The organism is Pseudomonas sp. N-137, assembly GCF_034555295.1.
In the GTDB taxonomy this organism is placed as follows: domain Bacteria; phylum Pseudomonadota; class Gammaproteobacteria; order Pseudomonadales; family Pseudomonadaceae; genus Aquipseudomonas; species Aquipseudomonas rhizophila.
Map to the genome: position 1 here is coordinate 153,360 of NZ_JAXUDQ010000028.1, position 14,629 is coordinate 167,988.

At 61.7% G+C, this 14,629-nt stretch carries 14 protein-coding genes; 11 read left to right on the forward strand and 3 right to left on the reverse strand.

Annotated elements, in window-relative coordinates:
• Window positions 1–187: 187 nt before the first annotated feature.
• Window positions 188–742 carry a tetratricopeptide repeat protein gene (locus T3A99_RS19000; protein ID WP_047229510.1) on the forward strand — a complete coding sequence of 185 codons (555 nt, stop codon included), beginning with the start codon at window positions 188–190 and terminating at the stop codon, window positions 740–742.
• A 140-nt stretch (window positions 743–882) separates the two neighbouring features.
• On the opposite strand, the gene T3A99_RS19005 is transcribed toward T3A99_RS19000, so the two are convergent.
• On the reverse strand, window positions 883–1,212 hold the full coding sequence (locus tag T3A99_RS19005) for a DUF1820 family protein (RefSeq protein WP_016773045.1): 330 nt from the start codon (window positions 1,210–1,212) through the stop codon (window positions 883–885).
• A 133-nt stretch (window positions 1,213–1,345) separates the two neighbouring features.
• On the opposite strand from T3A99_RS19005, the gene miaB reads away from it, so the two are divergent.
• The 5 genes from miaB to lnt all read left to right on the forward strand — a co-directional run bounded on the left by miaB (window position 1,346) and on the right by lnt (window position 6,782).
• Window positions 1,346–2,674, forward strand: coding sequence for a tRNA (N6-isopentenyl adenosine(37)-C2)-methylthiotransferase MiaB (gene miaB / locus T3A99_RS19010; protein WP_316912254.1), 1,329 nt, complete (start codon window positions 1,346–1,348; stop codon window positions 2,672–2,674).
• A 215-nt stretch (window positions 2,675–2,889) separates the two neighbouring features.
• A complete protein-coding gene (locus T3A99_RS19015) occupies window positions 2,890–3,900 on the forward strand; it encodes a PhoH family protein (RefSeq protein WP_047229508.1) in 1,011 nt (336 codons plus the stop codon).
• A complete protein-coding gene (ybeY, locus tag T3A99_RS19020; RefSeq protein WP_047229507.1) occupies window positions 3,893–4,351 on the forward strand; it encodes an rRNA maturation RNase YbeY in 459 nt (152 codons plus the stop codon). The genes T3A99_RS19015 and ybeY overlap by 8 nt, the downstream gene beginning before the upstream one ends.
• 40 nt (window positions 4,352–4,391) lie before the next feature.
• Window positions 4,392–5,231: an HlyC/CorC family transporter gene (locus T3A99_RS19025; protein WP_025215634.1), complete on the forward strand. Its 840-nt coding sequence runs from the start codon at window positions 4,392–4,394 to the stop codon at window positions 5,229–5,231.
• 27 nt (window positions 5,232–5,258) lie between these two features.
• Entirely contained in the window at window positions 5,259–6,782 is a 1,524-nt protein-coding gene (gene lnt / locus T3A99_RS19030; protein ID WP_139049087.1) for an apolipoprotein N-acyltransferase, read from the forward strand.
• Window positions 6,783–6,922: 140 nt separating this feature from the next.
• Here the strand turns inward: lnt and T3A99_RS19035 are convergent, their stop codons facing one another.
• Together T3A99_RS19035 and T3A99_RS19040 are read right to left on the reverse strand one after the other, a co-directional pair.
• Window positions 6,923–7,684: a YdcF family protein gene (locus tag T3A99_RS19035; protein WP_322834690.1), complete on the reverse strand. Its 762-nt coding sequence runs from the start codon at window positions 7,682–7,684 to the stop codon at window positions 6,923–6,925.
• A 103-nt stretch (window positions 7,685–7,787) separates the two neighbouring features.
• Window positions 7,788–8,108 carry a hypothetical protein gene (locus tag T3A99_RS19040; protein WP_047229504.1) on the reverse strand — a complete coding sequence of 107 codons (321 nt, stop codon included), beginning with the start codon at window positions 8,106–8,108 and terminating at the stop codon, window positions 7,788–7,790.
• Between the two features lie 293 nt (window positions 8,109–8,401).
• On the opposite strand from T3A99_RS19040, the gene leuS reads away from it, so the two are divergent.
• From leuS to T3A99_RS19065, 5 genes are all read left to right on the forward strand, one after another.
• Window positions 8,402–11,008, forward strand: a complete 2,607-nt coding sequence (gene leuS, locus T3A99_RS19045; RefSeq protein WP_047229503.1) for a leucine--tRNA ligase — start codon at window positions 8,402–8,404, stop codon at window positions 11,006–11,008.
• An 88-nt stretch (window positions 11,009–11,096) separates the two neighbouring features.
• Complete coding sequence (gene lptE / locus T3A99_RS19050) at window positions 11,097–11,702, forward strand: LPS assembly lipoprotein LptE (RefSeq protein WP_107321820.1); 606 nt, start codon at window positions 11,097–11,099, stop codon at window positions 11,700–11,702.
• 39 nt (window positions 11,703–11,741) lie between these two features.
• Window positions 11,742–12,779 carry a DNA polymerase III subunit delta gene (gene holA / locus T3A99_RS19055; RefSeq protein ID WP_139049085.1) on the forward strand — a complete coding sequence of 346 codons (1,038 nt, stop codon included), beginning with the start codon at window positions 11,742–11,744 and terminating at the stop codon, window positions 12,777–12,779.
• 280 nt (window positions 12,780–13,059) lie between these two features.
• Window positions 13,060–13,224: an alternative ribosome rescue factor ArfA gene (arfA, locus tag T3A99_RS19060; RefSeq protein WP_047229500.1), complete on the forward strand. Its 165-nt coding sequence runs from the start codon at window positions 13,060–13,062 to the stop codon at window positions 13,222–13,224.
• Between the two features lie 73 nt (window positions 13,225–13,297).
• Window positions 13,298–14,620, forward strand: a complete 1,323-nt coding sequence (locus T3A99_RS19065) for a lytic murein transglycosylase (protein ID WP_107321819.1) — start codon at window positions 13,298–13,300, stop codon at window positions 14,618–14,620.
• The last annotated feature ends 9 nt before the right edge of the window (window positions 14,621–14,629 follow it).

Below are 14,629 nucleotides of genomic sequence, written 5' to 3' on the forward strand. Positions count from 1 at the left end.
GCGTCAGTGATTGACGACAACCTCTTGCCCCTTTTCCTACGTATTACCCCCCGAAGCTGCCGTTAGCGCTCCCTCGCAGCAGAAAAACGAGTAAAGACTTTGTAAGGATGGCCCTGCTTATTTCATAATGCGCGCTTATTGGATCCCCCGGAGGGTCCGCGTGCCCCTCAGAGGTAAGTCGATTCCCATGAACCGCACCGGCCGCACCCTTGCCCTGGGCTGCCTGTTGCTCCTTCAGCCGCTGCTGGCGAACGCACAAGCAGGCGGCAACTCGTTGTTGATCCCGGCGATGGGCCGTTGCACGCTCAACACCCAGCCACAAGATCTCGCACCGGCACTCGACGCCTGTCAAAAAGCGGCGGACGCGGGCGATGCACAAGCGCAATACGAGTTGGGCGAGTTCTACTACGACGGCAAGGCTGCGCCGCGCGACCTCAAACTGGCCCTCAGCTACTTCGAAAAAGCCTCACTGCAAGGCCATGCCCAGGCGCAATACAAGCTGGGCGGCATGTTCTTCCATGGCGAAGGCGTGCCGGCCAACAACGTGCAGGCCTACATTGTCTTGAAGATGGCGGCGGTCAATGGCGCCGAAGAAGCCCTGGACACCGCCGACGAAGTCGCCGAACAGATGCCCCGCGACGAGCTGGAAGTCGCGACCCAGGTGCTGGGGCAGATCTTCCGCAAATACCTGATGGAATTGCAAAACGCCGACGGGCGCACGCCCTTCTCGCCACTGCCCTGAATCCACCACGGCCTTGAGAGCCTAATCGCGAGCAGGCTCGCTCCCACAGTTAATCCCGGGTGTTCACAAATAATGTGCACACAGAAGATCCAGTGTGGGAGCGAGCCCGCTCGCGATTGGGGGCAACTCAGTCTTGGCGCTTACTTCTCAGGCATCGGCATCGGAAACGGCATGACATTGCCGACCGCGCCGCGGGCTTCGCTGATTTTCGGGGTGCCCAGGCGCTCGACCTCGTCGATACGCACGATCGAATGCATCGGCACGAAGCTGCGCACCACACCTTCGAACTGCGCCTTGAGCTTTTCTTCGCTCGGATCGACGACCATTTGCGTGCGCTCGCCAAAGACGAATTCTTCGACTTCCAGGAAGCCCCACAGATCACTTTGATAGATCTGCTTGGCGTACATTTCGAACACCTGGCCCTGGTTGAGGAAAATCACCTTGTAGATTGGAGCTTCACGTTTGGTCATGGCAGGCGAAACACATCGGCGGGTAAAAATGAGGGCGCGAACTATAGCATAGCCACTGCTCGCGCAGCGGTAGGAACCGGGTGACTTGTTCCCTATAATGCGCGGTTCTTTGAATCACGTGATGACTCCGTCCATGGCCAAGAAGCTTTACATCGAAACCCACGGTTGCCAGATGAACGAGTACGACAGCTCGCGCATGGTCGATCTGCTGGGTGAACACCAGGCCCTGGAAGTCACCGCCCGTGCCGAAGACGCCGACGTGATCCTGCTCAATACCTGCTCCATCCGCGAGCGCGCCCAGGACCGGGTGTACTCCCAGCTCGGTCGCTGGCGTGAACTGAAACTGGCCAACCCGGAAATGGTCATCGCCGTGGGCGGTTGCGTGGCCAGCCAGGAAGGCGCTGCCATTCGTGATCGCGCACCGTACGTGGACGTGGTCTTCGGCCCGCAGACCCTGCACCGCCTGCCCGAAATGATCGACGCCGCGCGCAGCACCAAGCTGCCGCAGGTAGACGTCTCGTTCCCGGAAATCGAAAAATTCGACCACCTGCCCGAACCGCGCATCGACGGCCCAAGCGCCTACGTGTCGGTGATGGAAGGTTGCAGCAAGTACTGCACGTTCTGCGTGGTGCCCTACACCCGGGGCGAAGAAGTCAGCCGGCCGTTCGACGACGTGATTGCCGAAATCATCCACCTGGCGGAAAACGGCGTGCGGGAAGTGACGCTGCTGGGGCAGAACGTCAACGGCTATCGCGGCCTGACCCACGATGGGCGCCTGGCCGACCTCGCCGAGCTGATCCGCGTGGTGGCGGCCGTGGAGGGCATCGACCGCATCCGCTACACCACCTCGCACCCGCTGGAGTTCTCCGACAGCCTGATCCAGGCCCATGCCGAAGTGCCTGAACTGGTCAAGCATCTGCACCTGCCGGTGCAATCGGGCTCCGACCGGATCCTGGCGGCCATGAAGCGCAACCACACGGCGCTGGAGTACAAATCCAAGCTGCGCAAACTGCGGGCAGCGGTGCCGGGGATCTGCATCAGTTCGGACTTTATCGTGGGTTTCCCCGGCGAAACCGAGAAGGATTTCCAGCAGACCATGAAGCTGATCGAAGACGTGGGTTTCGATTTTTCCTATTCCTTCGTCTACAGCCAGCGTCCCGGCACTCCGGCCGCCGATTTGGCGGACGAGACACCAGAAGAGGTGAAAAAAGAACGGCTCAACGCCTTGCAACATCGCTTGAACCAGCAAGGTTTCGAGATCAGCCGACAGATGGTCGGCTCCGTCCAGCGGATTCTGGTGACCGATTACTCGAAAAAAGACCCGGGCGAATTGCAAGGGCGGACCGAAAACAACCGCATCGTCAACTTCCGCTGCGACACTCCGGCCCTGATCGGTCAGTTCGCCGACGTCCACATCGATGCCGCGCAACCGCACTCCCTGCGCGGCTCGTTGGTCCAGTAACACAAAGTTTCCTGTGGGAGCGAGCCTGCTCGCGATAGCTGCGTGACAGTCAATATCGATGTTGAATGTGACGCCGCTATCGCGAGCAGGCTCGCTCCCACAATGGGTTGTGCCAACCCTGTGATCAGATTCGCCTCTTTAAGAGCTTTCGCACCCAGCCTACTGGCGTTATCCTTGATTTCATCTTAATTGCCCCAGGGCGGCTAAAAACGACCTTGAACGCACCCATCGAACCACATCGTTTCATTCTCGAGCCCTTTGAGGCTCGCCGCTTCGCCAATCTGTGCGGGCAATTCGACGAGCATCTGCGCTTGATCGAACAGCGCCTGGCCATCGAGATCCGCAACCGCGGAAACCAGTTCGAACTGATCGGCGAACCCAAGCACACCTCCTCCGCGGAAAACCTGCTGCGCCGCCTCTATCGGGAAACCAAGGGAAGCGAGTTGTCGCCGGACACCGTCCACCTGTTCCTGCAGGAGTCGGCCCTCGAAGAACTCGAGAACCACGCTCCGTCGGAACCTGCCGTGGCCTTGCGCACGAAAAAAGGCATGATTCGCCCTCGCGGCTTGAATCAGCAGCGCTACGTGAAGGAAATCCTGGGCAACGACATCAACTTCGGCATCGGTCCGGCCGGTACCGGCAAGACCTATCTGGCCGTGGCCTGCGCCGTCGATGCGCTGGAACGCGAACAGGTGCGCCGCATCCTGCTGGTGCGTCCGGCGGTTGAAGCGGGGGAAAAACTCGGTTTCCTGCCCGGCGACCTGGCCCAGAAAATCGACCCGTACTTGCGTCCGCTGTATGACGCACTGTACGAAATGCTCGGCTTCGAATACGTCGCCAAGCTGATCGAACGCCAGGTCATCGAGGTCGCGCCGCTGGCCTATATGCGTGGCCGTACGCTGAACAACAGCTTCATCATCCTCGACGAAAGCCAGAACACTACGGTCGAGCAGATGAAAATGTTCCTGACCCGGATCGGCTTCGGCTCCACCGCGGTGATCACCGGGGACATCACCCAGGTCGACCTGCCCCGCGGCACCAAGTCCGGGCTGAACCATGTGATCCAGGTGCTCAAGGACGTGCCGGGCATCAGTTTCACGCATTTCATGCCCAAGGACGTCGTGCGCCATCCATTGGTGCAGCGCATCGTCGAAGCCTACGAGCGCTTCGAGAATCATCAGGATGAGCTGGCGACCGCTGAGAAGGGCAATCGCCACGATGCTTGAACTTGACCTGCAACTGGCCAGCGAACGCCCCGCCCCCAGCGAGGCTCAGTTACGCCAATGGTGCGAGCTGGCCCTGCGCCAGCGCAGCGCCGACTCGGAACTGACCATCCGCCTGGTGGACGAGCCCGAAGGCCGCGAGCTGAACCACACCTGGCGGCAGAAAGACTACGCCACCAATGTGTTGTCGTTCCCCGCCGACGTGCCCGACGAACTGCTCGACATTCCGCTGCTGGGCGATCTGGTGATCTGCATCCCGGTGGTGGAGCGCGAAGCGGCCGAACAAGGCAAGACCGCTGAGGCCCACTGGGCCCATCTGGTGATTCACGGCTGCTTGCATCTATTGGGTTACGACCATATAGAAGATGACGAAGCCGAGGAAATGGAATCGCTGGAACGAACGTTGCTTGCAGAGCTGGGTCACCCCGACCCCTACGCCGGCGACGAACACTGATACATCAACCTGTAACGACAAAGGATTCAGAGTAATCGCTATGAGCGAAGATCGATCGAGCAACGGGCAGAAGTCATGGCTGGGCAAGCTCACCCAGGCTTTTGCCCATGAGCCGAAAAACCGCCAGGAGCTGCTGGAGCTGCTGCGCGATGCACACCAGAACAAACTGCTGGACAGCGAAGCGCTGGCCATCGTCGAAGGCGCCATCCAGGTCGCTGACCTGCAAGTGCGGGACATCATGGTCCCCCGTTCGCAGATGGTCAGCATCAAGGCGACCCAGACACCTCGCGAATTCCTGCCCGCCGTGGTCGATTCCGCGCACTCGCGCTACCCGGTAGTCGGCGAGAGCCATGACGACGTCATGGGCGTGCTGCTGGCCAAGGATCTGCTGCCGCTGATCCTTCAGGAGAACGGCGACAGTTTCAACATCAAGGACTTGCTGCGCCCGGCCACCTTCGTGCCCGAGTCCAAGCGCTTGAACGTGCTGCTGCGTGAATTCCGCGCCAATCACAACCACATGGCCATCGTCATCGACGAATACGGCGGCGTGGCCGGACTGGTCACCATCGAAGACGTGCTCGAGCAGATCGTCGGCGACATCGAAGACGAGCACGACGTCGAGGAAGACAGCTACATCAAGCCGCTGCCCAGCGGCGACTTCCTGATCAAGGCCCTGACGCCGATCGAGAACTTCAACGAGTTTTTCGACAGTCAATTCTCCGACGATGAGTTCGACACCGTCGGTGGCCTGGTGATGAGTGCTTTCGGGCACCTGCCCAAGCGCAATGAAACCACGGAGATCGGTTCCTGGCGCTTTCGCATCCTGAACGCCGACAGCCGTCGGATTCACTTGCTGCGCCTGTCACCCATTGCCCGATAAACCCTGCGAGACCCGCTAAGGACACACATGCGCTGGACAACCCGCCCCGGCTGGCCCGGTAACCTGCTGGCCATGGCGGCTGGCGCGATCACCACCCTGGCCCTGGCGCCGTTCGACATCTGGCCGCTGGCACTGCTGGCGGTCGGACTGTTCTATGCCGGTCTGCGCGAGCTTTCACCGCGCCAGGCCCTCGGCCGTGGCTGGTGCTTCGGTTTCGGCCTGTTTGGCGCCGGCACCAGCTGGATCTACGTCAGCATTCACAACTTCGGCGGCGCCTCGGTGCTGCTCGCCGGTTTCTTGATGCTGCTGTTCATCGCCGCCATTGCCTGGTTTTTCGCCCTGCCCGCCTGGCTCTGGGCCCGATGGTTGCGGCGTAACGAAGCCCCGCTGGCCGACGCCTTGGCCTTCGCCGCCCTGTGGCTGGGCCAGGAAGCCTTTCGCGGCTGGTTCCTCACCGGGTTTCCGTGGCTGTATTCCGGTTACAGCCAACTTGACGGCCCCTTGGCCGGCCTCGCGCCGCTGGGCGGGATGTGGCTGATTTCCTTCACCCTGGCCCTGACCGCCGCGCTGCTGTACAACGCGCCACGGTTGATCCGCGCCGGGCGCAAAGGCTTTATCGCAGCGGGCGTGGTCCTGCTGATCGGCCCGTGGGTCGCCGGCATGGCGCTCAAAGACCATGCCTGGACCAGCCCTTCGGGTGATCCGCTGAGCGTCGCGGCGATCCAGGGCAACATCGAACAAAGCATGAAGTGGGACCCCGAGCAGCTCAACGCGCAACTGGCGTTGTACCGCGACATGAGTTTTGCCTCCAAACGGGTCGACCTGCTGATCTGGCCGGAAACAGCTGTGCCGGTGCTCAAGGAATCTGCCCAGGGCTATCTGGACATGATGGGCACCTTCGCCGCCGAGCGAAATTCGGCGCTGATTACCGGCGTTCCGATTCGCCAACTGGTGCACCAGCAGAAGCGTTACTTCAACGGCATCACCGTGACCGGTGAAGGTGACGGCACTTATCTGAAGCAAAAACTGGTGCCATTTGGCGAATATGTGCCGTTGCAGGACATTCTGCGGGGGTTGATCGCGTTCTTCGATCTCCCCATGTCGGACTTTGCCCGGGGCCCGGCCGACCAGTCTTTGCTGCAAGCCAAGGGTTACCAGATCGCGCCGTTCATCTGCTATGAAGTGGTCTACCCGGAGTTCGCCGCTGGCCTCTCGGCGCGCAGCGACCTGCTGCTGACCATCAGCAACGACACCTGGTTCGGCACCTCGATCGGCCCGCTGCAACACCTGCAAATGGCACAGATGCGCGCCCTGGAAGCCGGTCGCTGGATGATCCGCTCCACCAACAACGGCGTCACCGGCCTGATCAACCCCTTCGGCCAGATCACCGTACAGATCCCGCAATTCGAACGTGGCGTGCTGTACGGCGAAGTCGTGCCGATGCACGGGCTGACGCCCTACCTGCAATGGCGCTCGTGGCCGCTGATCATCGTGTGCGTGTTGCTGCTGGGCTGGGCGTTGATGGCGGGACGGATGGCCAAGACGGTTTAAGGTTGCTCGTTCCCACGCTCCGCGTGGGAATGCAGCCCGTGACGCTCCGCGTCATTGGTGGCCAACGCCAGCCCGCCTTGGAAAGCAGAGCGTCCCTTGAGGCGTGCCCACCAGGAGCGTGGGAACGATCCGGGAACACTTCAGCGATAGAACAACCTATACCCCACCTGCCCCACTGCTTCGTTCATCAGCTGCCCCGATTGCCAGATCGACTTGAACTCCGGCATCCAGCCGCCCAGCGGGCGGGCATTGTCCTGCCCCAGAAAGCCCACCGGTGCAGGAACCACTTCAAACCCCGAGCGCTCGAAACTCCAGACTGCCCGTGGCATGTGCGACGCATGGGTCACCACCACGACTCGTCTGATGCCCTGCGGCAGCAACATCTCGGCGCTCATCTGGGCGTTTTCCCAGGTCGTGCGACTGCGCCCTTCCTGCCAGCGCACGGTGACACCAAAATCATCGAGCATCGAATCAGCCATCAATTTCGCTTCACTCGGCGGGGAGCCATAGTGCAAGCCGCCGCTGGTCAGCACCGGCAATCCCGATGCCTTGGCCAGTCGCGCCGCATACCGCTGGCGCTCCAGACCGATGCCGGTGGGCTGGTCGGTACCCCAGGCCAGGTCACCGCGATCGCGGCCCGAACCAAGCACCACGATGGCATCGGCACGTTGCGGCAGCGTCACCCATTCGCTGCGAGGCAGCGGTGGCTCGCGCTCCAGCGCCTTGGCGCTCCATTGCACCACCACAGGCAAACTCATCAGCCAGAAACCGCCCACCCCTGCAATGAAACACAGGCGAGCCAGGCGCGGCCGGGAGTGGCGCCACCACCAGGCAAGCACCAACAGCAGCAAAAGAATGCCGGGCGGCAATAAAAGTTGTTTGATGAAATAGCGAAACGGCATCGGGCATCTCCATAGATGCCCGAAGCCTAGGTGGGTTGACGCAAAGCGACAACAGATTCGAAATAACCTTGAACCAAAAAAAGCGACAAGCGTGAATCCGGCTTTACTTGAACTGCAGTGACCGGACTTTTACAGCATCCCTGGTGGGCGTCCGATCCTTGAGCCATACAACCTTGGCCGAACGGGGCGTATCGAGGCGCTTGAGTAGCTGAGCCCCACTTGTGGGGGCTTGATGCCCGACCTGCTCAAGGTAAGCCTTGACCAGCTCGAACTCTGCGGGGGTCAAGCCACGCAGTTCCAGCTCTGCCGGGCGTTCATCGCGCAAGCGACCGGCGGTTCTTGCAGCGTCCAGGGCCACCCCGAGACGATCGATCAGTTTTTCGTACAACTCAGGTGTAGTTACTTTACGTTGTGATTCAACCATCCCTCACCTCATTGAAGATAAGACTCACTCCCCATTGAGAAGCTTAGCTTCGCTGGGCAAACCGGCAGGGCGCCGCGACCAACGGCCCTGAACAGCGGCCGTCACCGGGTATCGACAATGCCCCGGCACGCAATCAGGGTTTCCCTCGGCAGAGCACGGTCATGTATGCTACGGCGCTTCCTGTAACTCCACTTCCAGCTCGGCTGGGCATCGAAAACGCCGCATCAGGCGTCGTCTGCGTCCAGCATGGCAACGAAGAGGATTGGGCCACCCCATTCAGTACAAAAGTAGCCATGCACGAACACTATCAGCCCCGTGAAATCGAAGCCGCCGCCCAGTCGTTCTGGGACGAGCAAAAGTCCTTTGAAGTCAGTGAACAGCCAGGCAAGGAGACTTACTATTGCCTGTCGATGTTCCCTTACCCCAGCGGCAAGCTACACATGGGGCATGTGCGCAACTACACCATCGGCGATGTGATCTCCCGCTACCAGCGCATGCAAGGCAAGAATGTCCTGCAACCCATGGGTTGGGACGCTTTCGGCATGCCGGCGGAAAACGCCGCGATGAAGAACAACGTGGCCCCCGCCAAGTGGACCTACGAAAACATCGCCTACATGAAGACCCAGCTGCGCAGCCTGGGCCTGGCGGTGGACTGGTCCCGCGAGGTCACCACCTGCAAGCCTGATTACTACCGCTGGGAACAATGGCTGTTCACCCGCCTGTTCGAAAAAGGTGTGATCTACCGCAAGAACGGCACCGTGAACTGGGACCCGGTGGACCAGACCGTACTGGCCAACGAGCAGGTGATCGACGGTCGCGGCTGGCGCTCCGGCGCGCTGATCGAAAAGCGCGAAATCCCGATGTACTACTTCAAGATCACCGCCTACGCGGATGAACTGCTGGAGAGTCTCGACGAGCTGACCGGCTGGCCTGAACAGGTCAAGACCATGCAGCGCAACTGGATCGGCAAGTCCCGGGGCATGGAAGTGCAGTTCCCCTACGACGTCGCCTCCATTGGCGAAGCGGGCAATCTGAAAGTCTTCACCACCCGTCCGGATACCCTGATGGGCGCCACCTATGTCGCCGTGGCCGCCGAGCATCCGCTGGCGACCCTGGCCGCCCGCAACAACCCCGAGCTGCAGGCGTTCATTGCCGAATGCAAAGGTGGCAGCGTCGCTGAAGCCGATGTCGCCACTCAAGAGAAGAAAGGCCTGCCGACCTCGCTGTTCGTCGAGCATCCGCTCACCGGCGAAAAACTCCCGGTGTGGGTCGCCAACTATGTGCTGATGCACTATGGCGACGGCGCCGTCATGGCTGTTCCGGCCCACGACGAGCGCGATTTCGAATTCGCCCACAAGTACAACCTGCCGATCAAGGCCGTGGTGCGTACCAGCGCCGGTGACCAGACCCCGGCGCCATGGCAGGACGCTTATGGCGAACACGGCGAACTGATCAACTCCGGCGAGTTTGACGGCCTGGACTTCCCCGGCGCGTTCGACGCCATCGAAGTGGCCCTGATCAAGAAAAACCTCGGTGCCTCCCGCACCCAGTTCCGCCTGCGGGACTGGGGCATCAGCCGCCAGCGCTACTGGGGCTGCCCGATTCCGATCGTGCACTGCGATACTTGCGGTGACGTACCGGTACCGGAAGATCAACTGCCCGTGGTCCTGCCCGAAGACGTGGTACCCGACGGCGCCGGCTCGCCCCTGGCGCGCATGCCCGAGTTCTACGAGTGCAGTTGCCCGAAATGCGGCGCGCCGGCCCGCCGTGAAACCGACACCATGGACACGTTCGTCGAGTCCTCGTGGTACTACGCCCGCTACGCCTCGCCGCACTATGAAGGCGGCCTGGTGGAAAAATCCGCGGCTGACCACTGGTTGCCGGTGGATCAGTACATCGGCGGCATCGAACACGCCATTCTCCACCTGCTCTACGCGCGCTTCTTCCACAAGCTGATGCGTGACGAAGGCCTGGTGAGCTCCAACGAGCCGTTCAAGAACCTGCTGACCCAAGGCATGGTGATCGCCGAGACTTACTATCGTCGCGAAGCCAACGGTGCCTACACCTGGTACAACCCGGCCGACGTCGAACTCGAACGCGACAGCAAAGCCAAGGTCATCAGCGCCAAACTGATCGCCGACGGCCTGCCGGTGGAAATCGGCGGCACCGAGAAGATGGCCAAGTCGAAGAACAACGGCGTCGACCCGCAGTCGATGATCGACCAGTTCGGCGCCGACACCTGCCGCCTGTTCATGATGTTCGCCTCGCCACCCGACATGAGCGCGGAATGGTCCGACTCCGGCGTCGAAGGTTCGCACCGCTTCCTCAAGCGCGTCTGGCGTCTGGCTCAAGCCCACGTCACTCAGGGCCTGCCGGGCAAACTGGACGTCGCCGGCCTGAACGACGAGCAGAAAGCCGTTCGCCGTTCGATCCACCTGGCCATCAAGCAGGCCAGCCATGACGTCGGCCAGAACCACAAATTCAACACCGCCATCGCCCAGGTGATGACGCTGATGAATGTCCTGGAAAAAGCCGCGCAAGGCACCGAACAGGATCGCGCACTGGTTCACGAAGGTCTGGAAGCCGTGACGCTGCTGCTGGCTCCGATCACGCCGCACATCAGCCACGAGCTGTGGAACCGCCTGGGCCACGCTGACCCGGTGATTGACGCCAGCTGGCCGGTGGTGGACGAAACCGCGCTGGTGCAGGACAGCCTGACCCTGGTCATCCAGGTCAACGGCAAGCTGCGCGGCCAGATCGAAATGCCGGCCGCCGCCACTCGCGAAGAAATCGAAGCCGCCGCACGGGCCAATGAAAACGTGTTGCGCTTCGTCGATGGCCTGACGATCCGCAAAGTGATCGTCGTGCCCGGCAAACTGGTCAACATCGTCGCAAGCTAATTGGATCGGGCGCCGGCTTGGGCCGGGCGCCGAATATAACCAGCGGGGCCGCACTGTCGAGCCATAGGGTTTCAAGGGGAGCAACAAGATGATCAAACGTAATCTGCTGGTAATGGGCCTGGCGGTCCTGTTGAGCGCCTGCGGCTTCCAGCTGCGCGGCACCGGCACCACCGAGCTGGCCATCACGGAGCTGGACCTCAGCGCCCGGGACGCTTATGGCGAGACCGTGAAGATGCTGCGCGACTCACTGGAAAACAGCGGCGTGAAGGTCTACAACGGCGCGCCGTACAAACTGGTGCTGACCAGTGAACAGCAAAGCCAGCGCAGCCTGAGTTACGCCGGTGCCGGTCGCTCGGCCGAGTACGAACTCAACAACGTCCTGAGCTATGAGATCCGCGGCCAGAACAACCTGGTGCTGCTGGACGACAAACTGCAAGTGCAGAAGGTCTACCTGCACGATGGCAACAACATCACCGGTTCCGACCAGGAGTCGAGCGAAGTGCGTGTCGAAATGCGTCGTGACCTCGTGCAACGCATGATGCTGCGCCTGCAACAACTGAGCCCAGCCCAACTGGACCAGTTGCAGCAGACCGCCGACGCCCGCGCCAAGGCAGAAGCCGACGCACTGGAAGCGGCACGCAAGGCTGAAGCGGAAACCCCGCAACAGTCGCCGATGCAAATCCCGTCTGAATAAGCCTTGCGGGGCGCTCCGGCGCCCCGCTCGCCTTCTCTTATGAAGCTCGCTCCCGCCCAACTCGGCAAACACCTGCAAGGCGCCCTCGCGCCGGTCTACATCATCAGTGGCGATGATCCGCTGCTGTGCCAGGAAGCCGCCGACGCCATTCGCTCTGCCGCCCGTCAGCAAGGCTTCGACGAACGCCAGGTGTTCGCCGCCGACGCCAGTTTCGACTGGGGCACGCTGTTGCAGGCTGGGGCGAGCATGTCGCTGTTCGCGGAAAAACGCCTGCTGGAGCTGCGCTTGCCATCCGGCAAACCCGGTGACAAGGGCGCCGCTGCGCTGATCGAATATTGCTCACGGCCGGCTGAAGACACGGTGTTGCTCATCAGCCTGCCAAAACTCGACGGCAGCGCGCAAAAAACCAAATGGGGCAAGGCCCTGGTCGAAGGTCAGCAGACCCAGTTCGTACAGATCTGGCCGGTGGACGTCAGCCAGTTGCCCAGCTGGATCCGCCAGCGCCTGTCCCAGGCCGGCCTGTCGGCCAGCCAGGATGCGGTGGAACTGATCGCCGCCCGGGTCGAAGGCAACCTGCTGGCCGCCGCTCAGGAAATCGAAAAACTCAAGCTGATGGCCGAGGGTGGGCAGATCACCGTAGAAACGGTACAGGCCGCCGTGGCCGACAGTGCGCGTTTCGATGTGTTCGGGCTGACCGATGCGATCCTCAACGGTGAAGCCGCCCACGCCCTGCGCATGCTCGAGGGCTTGCGGGGCGAAGGCGTCGAGCCCCCGGTGATCCTCTGGGCCCTGGCCCGAGAGTTGCGCCTGCTGGCCAACCTCTCATTGCAATACAGCCAGGGTGTACCGTTGGACAAGGCTTTCAGCCAAGCCCGTCCGCCGGTGTGGGACAAACGCAAGCCGCTGATGAGCAAGGCCCTGCAACGCTACTCGGCACCGCGCTGGGCACAACTGCTGCTCGAAGCCCAGCGCATCGATGCGCAGATCAAAGGTCAGGCGGCAGGGTCGCCATGGATGAGCCTGAGCCGCTTGTCGCTGTTGATGGCTGGGCAGCGGTTGGCCTTACCTGCCGAGTAAGCCATTTCTTCCGACCCACAGAGCTTTTTGTGGGGAGGATGTTTTCTGTGGCAAAGATGCTTTTGTGGCGAGGGAGCTTGCTCCCGCTGGGGCGCGTAGCGGCCCTGTTTTTTGGGGCTGCTGCGCAGCCCAGCGGGAGCAAGCTCCCTCGCCACAAAAGCTCTCCAGCCACAATTCCCCTCGCCATCCTTGAAATTTCCTACGCAAAGCAGGGACTGGACAGCCCCCCAACTCTGCCGCATGATTTGCTCCACAAAACCACCCCACGAGAGATCCCATCATGAGCAAAAAGCCATCCAAGCATGGCCCCAACAAGGCCAAATCCATCATCGCCCAGCCCCTGTTCCGCAGCCGCCAGGAACGACCCGCCAAGGGCAAAGGCAGCTACCGCCGCGAAGCCTTCCAGTCTGACAACTGGGAGGCTTCTTGCTTTGTGGCGGCTTGAAACACCCGGACCAGCCCTATTCTCCTTTGCGCATGATAAGGTCAGCATCTGATTTGTTTATCTGGACCCGTGCATGCCCTTTTGTCTTTCCCGTCGTTGGCCCCTGCGCCAATTGATTGCAGCCACAAGCGTCGTTCTGCTTGTCGCCTGCGCAGAAAAACCTACCGCCGCCGACGCCCAACCGCTCAAGACCGTCCCTGCCGTGCCTGCTCCAGCCATCGTGCCGCCCGTGGTCCCGACCGGTGACAACCTGGTCATCGCCCCCACGCAAACTTTCGCCGAATGGCAAGCCGGTTTTCGCAAGCAAGCCCTGGCCGCGGGAATCCGTGCCGACCTGTTTGATCGCGCCTTTATCGGCGTCAGCCCGGACATGAGCGTCATCAAAGCCGACCGCAGCCAGCCGGAATTCAGCCGTCCGGTGTGGGAATACCTCGATGGAGCGCTGTCGCCGCTGCGAGTACGCCGGGGCCAGACACTGGTCCAACAGCATGCCGACATCCTGCAAAGCATCGAGCAGCGCTATGGCGTCGACCGCCAGGCCTTGGTTGCGGTGTGGGGCATGGAAAGCAACTTCGGTCAGTTCCAGGGCACCAAGTCGGTGATCAACTCCCTGGCGACCCTGGCCTATGAAGGGCGGCGCCCGGGGTTTGCCCATGCGCAGCTGATCGCCGCACTGCAGATCCTGCAAGACGGCGACATCGCTCCGGAAAAAATGCTCGGTTCCTGGGCCGGAGCCATGGGCCAGACCCAGTTCATTCCCACCACGTACAACACCCACGCGGTGGACTTCGATGGTGACGGCCGCCGCGATATCTGGGGCAGCGCCACCGATGCCCTGGCCTCGACCGCGCACTACCTGCAAAGCTCGGGCTGGCAGCGCGGGCAGCCGTGGGGCTTCGAGGTACAGCTCAAAGAAGGGTTCGACTACCCGCTGGCTGACGGCGCGATCCGCAAACCCGTCTCCGAATGGCTGCAACTGGGCGTCAGCCTGCCCAACGGCAGCCAGGTCCCAGCCGGCGCCGAACACTTGTCGGCAGCCCTGCTGCTGCCGGCCGGCTATCGCGGGCCGGCCTTCCTGGTGCTCGATAACTTCCGCGCCATCCTCAAGTACAACAATTCCTCGTCGTACGCCCTGGCGGTGAGTTTGCTGTCAGAACGCTTCGCCGGCGCGGGGCTGATCAGCGGGCAATGGCCAAAGGACGATCTGCCCTTGAGCCGTAGCGAGCGCTTCGAACTGCAAACCTTGCTGGGCAAACACAACTTCGACGCAGGCACGCCCGACGGCATCATCGGCGCCAACACCCGCAAAGCCATACGCAGCGCCCAGCAGTCGTTCGGCTGGCCCGCGGATGGGTATCCGACGCACAAGCTGCTGGAAGGGTTGCGTAACCGCTGATTTGCCTTA

Coding starts and splice junctions, on each gene's coding strand:
- T3A99_RS19000 (WP_047229510.1), top strand. CDS start 188: ATGAACCGCACCGGCCGCACCCTTGCCCTGGGCTGCCTGTTGCTCCTT.
- T3A99_RS19005 (WP_016773045.1), bottom strand. CDS start 1,212: ATGACCAAACGTGAAGCTCCAATCTACAAGGTGATTTTCCTCAACCAG.
- miaB (WP_316912254.1), top strand. CDS start 1,346: ATGGCCAAGAAGCTTTACATCGAAACCCACGGTTGCCAGATGAACGAG.
- ybeY (WP_047229507.1), top strand. CDS start 3,893: ATGCTTGAACTTGACCTGCAACTGGCCAGCGAACGCCCCGCCCCCAGC.
- T3A99_RS19025 (WP_025215634.1), top strand. CDS start 4,392: ATGAGCGAAGATCGATCGAGCAACGGGCAGAAGTCATGGCTGGGCAAG.
- lnt (WP_139049087.1), top strand. CDS start 5,259: ATGCGCTGGACAACCCGCCCCGGCTGGCCCGGTAACCTGCTGGCCATG.
- T3A99_RS19035 (WP_322834690.1), bottom strand. CDS start 7,684: ATGCCGTTTCGCTATTTCATCAAACAACTTTTATTGCCGCCCGGCATT.
- T3A99_RS19040 (WP_047229504.1), bottom strand. CDS start 8,108: ATGGTTGAATCACAACGTAAAGTAACTACACCTGAGTTGTACGAAAAA.
- leuS (WP_047229503.1), top strand. CDS start 8,402: ATGCACGAACACTATCAGCCCCGTGAAATCGAAGCCGCCGCCCAGTCG.
- lptE (WP_107321820.1), top strand. CDS start 11,097: ATGATCAAACGTAATCTGCTGGTAATGGGCCTGGCGGTCCTGTTGAGC.
- holA (WP_139049085.1), top strand. CDS start 11,742: ATGAAGCTCGCTCCCGCCCAACTCGGCAAACACCTGCAAGGCGCCCTC.
- arfA (WP_047229500.1), top strand. CDS start 13,060: ATGAGCAAAAAGCCATCCAAGCATGGCCCCAACAAGGCCAAATCCATC.
- T3A99_RS19065 (WP_107321819.1), top strand. CDS start 13,298: ATGCCCTTTTGTCTTTCCCGTCGTTGGCCCCTGCGCCAATTGATTGCA.